The organism is Rhodococcus sp. (in: high G+C Gram-positive bacteria) (assembly GCF_049299235.1).
Classification (GTDB): Bacteria; Actinomycetota; Actinomycetes; order Mycobacteriales; family Mycobacteriaceae; genus Rhodococcus.
Map to the genome: position 1 here is coordinate 1 of NZ_JBAQXC010000263.1, position 5,448 is coordinate 5,448.

At 67.1% G+C, this 5,448-nt stretch carries 4 protein-coding genes and 3 tRNA genes; 6 read left to right on the forward strand and 1 reads right to left on the reverse strand.

Going from position 1 to position 5,448, the window contains the following annotated elements; genetic code table 11:
• The first annotated feature begins 39 nt into the window (after window positions 1–39).
• Window positions 40–1,053: a 3-isopropylmalate dehydrogenase gene (locus WAX14_RS15485; protein WP_422628943.1), complete on the forward strand. Its 1,014-nt coding sequence runs from the start codon at window positions 40–42 to the stop codon at window positions 1,051–1,053.
• Between the two features lie 183 nt (window positions 1,054–1,236).
• Here the strand turns inward: WAX14_RS15485 and WAX14_RS15490 are convergent, their stop codons facing one another.
• Window positions 1,237–2,415 (reverse strand): MFS transporter, encoded by a 1,179-nt coding sequence (locus tag WAX14_RS15490; RefSeq protein ID WP_422628940.1) that lies wholly within the window; start codon window positions 2,413–2,415, stop codon window positions 1,237–1,239.
• A 117-nt stretch (window positions 2,416–2,532) separates the two neighbouring features.
• Here WAX14_RS15490 and WAX14_RS15495 point away from each other — a divergent pair, with 117 nt between their 5' ends.
• The 5 genes from WAX14_RS15495 to WAX14_RS15515 all read left to right on the forward strand — a co-directional run bounded on the left by WAX14_RS15495 (window position 2,533) and on the right by WAX14_RS15515 (window position 5,425).
• Window positions 2,533–3,309 (forward strand): fumarylacetoacetate hydrolase family protein, encoded by a 777-nt coding sequence (locus WAX14_RS15495; RefSeq protein ID WP_422628941.1) that lies wholly within the window; start codon window positions 2,533–2,535, stop codon window positions 3,307–3,309.
• 79 nt (window positions 3,310–3,388) lie between these two features.
• Complete coding sequence (gene gltX, locus WAX14_RS15500; RefSeq protein ID WP_422628942.1) at window positions 3,389–4,861, forward strand: glutamate--tRNA ligase; 1,473 nt, start codon at window positions 3,389–3,391, stop codon at window positions 4,859–4,861.
• A 174-nt stretch (window positions 4,862–5,035) separates the two neighbouring features.
• Window positions 5,036–5,107: transfer RNA gene (locus tag WAX14_RS15505), tRNA-Gln, on the forward strand.
• A gap of 88 nt (window positions 5,108–5,195) precedes the next feature.
• Window positions 5,196–5,268: transfer RNA gene (locus WAX14_RS15510), tRNA-Glu, on the forward strand.
• An 84-nt stretch (window positions 5,269–5,352) separates the two neighbouring features.
• A tRNA-Glu gene (locus tag WAX14_RS15515) sits at window positions 5,353–5,425 on the forward strand.
• The last annotated feature ends 23 nt before the right edge of the window (window positions 5,426–5,448 follow it).

Below are 5,448 nucleotides of genomic sequence, written 5' to 3' on the forward strand. Positions count from 1 at the left end.
GTCGCGGCCACCGTCGCACAAGGAAGTGAGTTGAGCCCCATGAAGCTTGCGGTCATCCCCGGTGACGGCATCGGTACCGAGGTCACGTCCGAGGCACTGAAGGTGCTGCGGAAGCTCGTGCCCGAGCTCGAGACCACCGAATACGACCTCGGCGCCCGCCGGTACCAGGCGACCGGTGAACTGTTGCCCGACGCCGAACTCGCCGAAATCCGGCAGCACGACGCGATTCTGCTCGGCGCGATCGGCGACCCGCGTCTCGTCGGCCCGGGCATCCTCGAACGCGGCCTGCTGTTGAACATGCGGTTCGTGCTCGACCACCACGTGAACCTGCGCCCGGCGCGCACCTACCCGGGTTCGAGTTCGCCGCTCGCCGCGAATCCCGACATCGACTTCGTGGTGGTCCGCGAAGGTACCGAGGGCCCGTACACGGGAAACGGCGGGGCCATCCGCGTCGGAACCCCCCACGAGATCGCCACCGAAGTGTCGATCAACACGTGGTTCGGTGCCGAGCGCGTCGTGCGGTACGCGTTCGAGTTGGCACAGACGCGTCGCAAGCACCTGACGCTCATCCACAAGACGAACGTGCTGTCGAATGCGGGCGCGATCTGGACTCGCGCGGTCGAGACAGTCGGCGCCGAGTTCCCGGATGTGGAAACGGCGTACTGCCACATCGACGCCGCGACCATCTACATGGTCACCGACCCGAGCCGATTCGACGTCATCGTCACCGACAATCTGTTCGGTGACATCATCACCGACCTGGCCGGCGCGGTCACCGGCGGTATCGGCCTGGCCGCCAGCGGCAACATCGATGCGTCGGGTGCCAACCCGTCGATGTTCGAGCCCGTCCACGGCAGCGCACCGGACATCGCGGGTAAGGGCATCGCGGATCCGACCGCGGCGATCCTGTCTGCGGCACTGCTGCTGCGTCACCTCGGTCGCGCGGACGACGCGGCCCGCGTCGAGGCAGCGGTCGAGGCCGATCTCGCTGCGCGCGGGGACGGCCCGATCGTGACGTCCGAAGTCGGCGATCGCATCACCGCCGCCCTCTGACGTCCTGGCTTTCCGCCCCTGTCCGGTCCCCTTGCCTCCGGTTCCCCGCCCGCCCGTCTGTGAGCGAATGTACCCTTCGTCTCATTCAATAGAGCGAGCGATACATTCGCTCGGAATCGGGGGCAGGGGACCGGGGGCAGGGGGCCGGGGCCGGGGGCAGGGAACCTGGGGGCGGGGTGCGGATCAGTCGGCCGGGACGACCGAGACGGCGGCGGCCGGGGCGATGGCCGCCAGCGCGAACGACGCCGGGAAGCCCACTGTCGCGATGAGTGCACCGAACGCCGGCCCGACGGCTGCGGCGAAAATGAACTGCCCGGTGTTCTGGACGCCGAGCGCGCGCCCACCCCAGTAGGGTCCGGCGATCTCGGCGACGGCCGTGAACGCAAGGCCGTTCGGGCTGGCCGTGGTCAGTGACGCGACGAGCAGAACGGCGACAGCCAGGGCGTCGTTGGGTAGCAGCGATGCTGCCGCCAGCGCCAGCATCGACACCGTGACACCGATCGACACGATTCGCAGGGGCCGGAGGCGGCTACCTGCGCGATCGGACCAGACGCCCACCGCGACGCGCCCGAGCGCTCCGAGGATCTGCGCGGCGGTGATCACCAGGCCCGCCGCAGTCTCGTCCCACGCGCGGTCGGTGATCAACCACACCAGGGCGTAGGTCCACACGACGTATTGCGGGATGACGAGCAGGATCGACGCGGCATGGATACGGGCGAGTGTCGGCCCGGTCCGGTACGGGTTGGCCAGTGCCCCGGTGCGGGCGGCTTCGGCGCGTTCGGGGCGGGGCGGATCGATGATTCCGATCGCGCAGACGATCGCGGCGATCCCGCATATGATCGCGGGAAATGCTAGGGCCCAAGAGATTCCGTGGGCGCTGGCGATCTGGGGGATGGCCAGGGCCGACGCGGCGACACCTAGTGGCACCGACATCTGGCGGATGCCCATCGCCAGGCCACGCTGATGGGGTGGGAACCACCCGACGACGACGCGACCGCTGGCCGCGTTCGCGCTGACCGCACCTGCTCCGCCGAGAACGAGCAGAACCGCCAGGGCAGGCAGGGACGTGGTGAAAGCGGCGCCGGTCACCGCCGCGGCGGTGATGCCGAGGCCTGCCGACAACGCGAGACGCTCACCGTATCGGTCTGCGACGGCACCCCAGGCGACGAGCGTGAACATTCCGCCGAAGAGCGGTGCGCCCGCGAGGGTTCCGGCCTGCGCGAGAGTGAAACCGGCGTCCTCGTGGAGCGTGGGGATGAGGAAGGCGACGCCGTTGACGATGGTCGCCTGTGCGGCCTGCGCGAGCACTCCGATCGCCAGGATCAGCCATCGCCGGGATCCGATCGTGTGAACTTCCACCATGGCTATCTCACTATCTGGACATAAGTTCCCGAATTTTGAAACCGTGAGCGAACTGTATACCCGCGCCGATTCGGACGTCGATCGGGGCACACGGACCACACCGATAGACTTCCGGGCATGCGCCTTGGTCGAATTGCCAGTCCGGACGGTGTCGCCTTCGTCAGCATCGAAGGCGAGGGAGATGCCGCGACCGCGAAAGAAATCGCCGAACACCCCTTCGGTACACCCACCTTCACCGGTCGGAGCTGGCTACTCGCGGACGTACGACTGCTCGCCCCCATCCTTGCGAGCAAGGTCGTCGCCGTCGGGCGCAACTACGCCGCGCACGCCGCGGAATTCGGCCACGAGGCCCCCGAGGAACCGGTGATCTTCCTCAAGCCGAACACCTCGATCATCGGCCCCGGAGTCCCGATCGTCATCCCGCGCAACACCTCCCTCGTGCACCACGAGGCGGAACTGGCCGTCGTCATCGGCCGGCCCTGCAAGGACGTTCCCGCCGCGAAGGCACTCGACGTCGTCCTCGGCTACACCATCGCCAACGATGTCTCCGCCCGCGACCATCAGAAGCAGGACGGCCAGTGGACCCGGGCCAAGGGATACGACACGTTCTGTCCGCTCGGCCCGTGGATCGAAACGAACCTCGACGCATCCGACCTCGAGATCTCTGCCGAGGTCGACGGGCAGCCGCGTCAGCGCAGCCGAACCTCGTTGCTGATCCACGACATTCCCACGCTCATCGAATGGGTGTCCGCCGTGATGACACTGCTGCCGGGCGACGTCATCCTCACCGGAACCCCCGAGGGCGTCGGCCCCATCGAGCCGGGCGACACGGTGTCGGTGACGGTCGAGAAGATCGGCACCCTCACCAATCCCGTCGTCGCGAAGGGCGCCTGACAACCGCACTTCGCTTCTGCCGACCCGGGGCGGAGGTCTAGCCTGGTAGGGACTTTTCATCCCTCGACCAGAGTGAGCCATGACCAGCAGCGAAGTACGCGTTCGATTCTGCCCGTCCCCGACCGGAACCCCGCACGTGGGCCTGGTACGCACCGCCCTGTTCAACTGGGCTTTCGCGCGTCACCACGGCGGGACCTTCGTGTTCCGCATCGAAGACACCGACGCCGCCCGCGACAGCGAGGAGTCGTACCAGGCGATCCTCGACGCCCTGCGCTGGCTCGGTCTGCGCTGGGACGAGGGTCCGGAGGTGGGCGGTCCGTACGAGCCCTACCGGCAGTCACAGCGGCGGGATCTGCACCTCGATGTCGTCGCCAAGCTCCTCGCGGCCGGTGAGGCATACGAGTCGTTCTCGACTCCGGAGGAAGTCGAGGAACGGCACAAGGCCGCCGGTCGCGATCCGAAACTCGGGTACGACAACTTCGATCGTGACCTGACGCCCGAACAGCGTCTGACCTTCCTCGACGAGGGGCGAAAGCCGGTGGTGCGGCTCCGCATGCCCGACCACGACCTGACGTGGAACGACCTGGTGCGCGGCGAAACCACGTTCAAAGCCGGAGTGGTGCCGGACTTCGCGCTCACCCGCGGCAACGGGATTCCGCTGTACACGCTCGTCAATCCGGTCGACGACGCGCTGATGCGCATCACCCATGTGCTGCGCGGTGAAGACCTGCTCTCGTCGACGCCCCGGCAGCTCGCACTGTACGAAGCACTGCAGCGCATCGGAGTGGCCGAATTCACTCCCGAGTTCGGGCATCTGCCGTTCGTCATGGGCCAGGGCAACAAGAAGCTCTCCAAGCGCGACCCCGAATCCAACCTCTTCCTGCACCGCGACCGCGGGTTCATCCCAGAAGGCCTGCTGAACTATCTCGCGCTGCTGGGTTGGGGTCTCGCCGACGACCGCGACGTCTTCTCCCTGGACGAGATGGTTGCCGCGTTCGACATCACGAAGGTCAACTCGAATCCCGCACGGTTCGACCAGAAGAAGGCCGACGCGATCAACGCCGAGCACATCCGGCTGCTCGAGCCCGCGGACTTCGCCGCCCGGCTGAAGGCGTTCCTCGTCGAGCACGGGCACCTCGCCGCCGACGTCGACGACGCGCGCTTCGCCGTGGCCGCCGAACTCGTCCAGACCCGCATCGTCGTCCTGTCCGACGCCTGGGGTCTGCTCCGTTTCCTGTTCGTTCCCGAGGAGGACTTCACCGTCGACGAGGCCGCGGCCGCGAAGAACCTCGGCGCCGACGCGGCACCGGTGCTCGACGCAACCGTTGCGGCTCTGGAAGGCGTGGGGGAGTGGGTGACCGCGAACCTGGAGGAGGCGCTCAAAACCGCGCTCATCGACGAGCTCGGCCTCAAGCCCCGCAAGGCGTTCGCTCCGGTGCGGGTCGCGGTTTCGGGCTCGCACATCAGCCCGCCGTTGTACGAGTCGATGGAGTTGCTCGGCCGGGACGTGACCCTGGCGCGGCTGCGTGCGGCCCGCGCCGGCATCTCCTGACCGGGCCCCGGTGCATCTGCTCGGTCCGTCACCCTGCCCGGGGGCGGACCGAGCCTGCAAAACAAGCCCGTGACCAGCCGATTTGTAGTTCGCGGTGGGGTTGGTGCTAATCTTCTTCTCGGTTCGGAACGCCAGGCCAGCACGCCCACAGGGCAGGCCGACGGAACAAACCATTGGGGTATGGTGTAATTGGCAACACAGCTGATTCTGGTTCAGCCATTCTAGGTTCGAGTCCTGGTACCCCAGCTGAGATGCGGTGGTTTGCCCACAGTGTCTCGGCCAGTTAAGCTGGCTGAGCTTCCTCCGGGAAGCAACCGGAGAAGAAAGTTCTCAGGCCCCCGTCGTCTAGCGGCCTAGGACGCCGCCCTCTCACGGCGGTAGCGTGGGTTCGAATCCCATCGGGGGTACAACGGAACTACCCATCGATCCGCGGATCGATGGGTGTTCTTCTCTGAACAAGCAGACTTCTCTGAACAAGCAGATAGGTCCCGGCCCCCGTCGTCTAGCGGCCTAGGACGCCGCCCTCTCACGGCGGTAGCGTGGGTTCGAATCCCATCGGGGGTACAACGAACGGCCCTGGCGAGCAC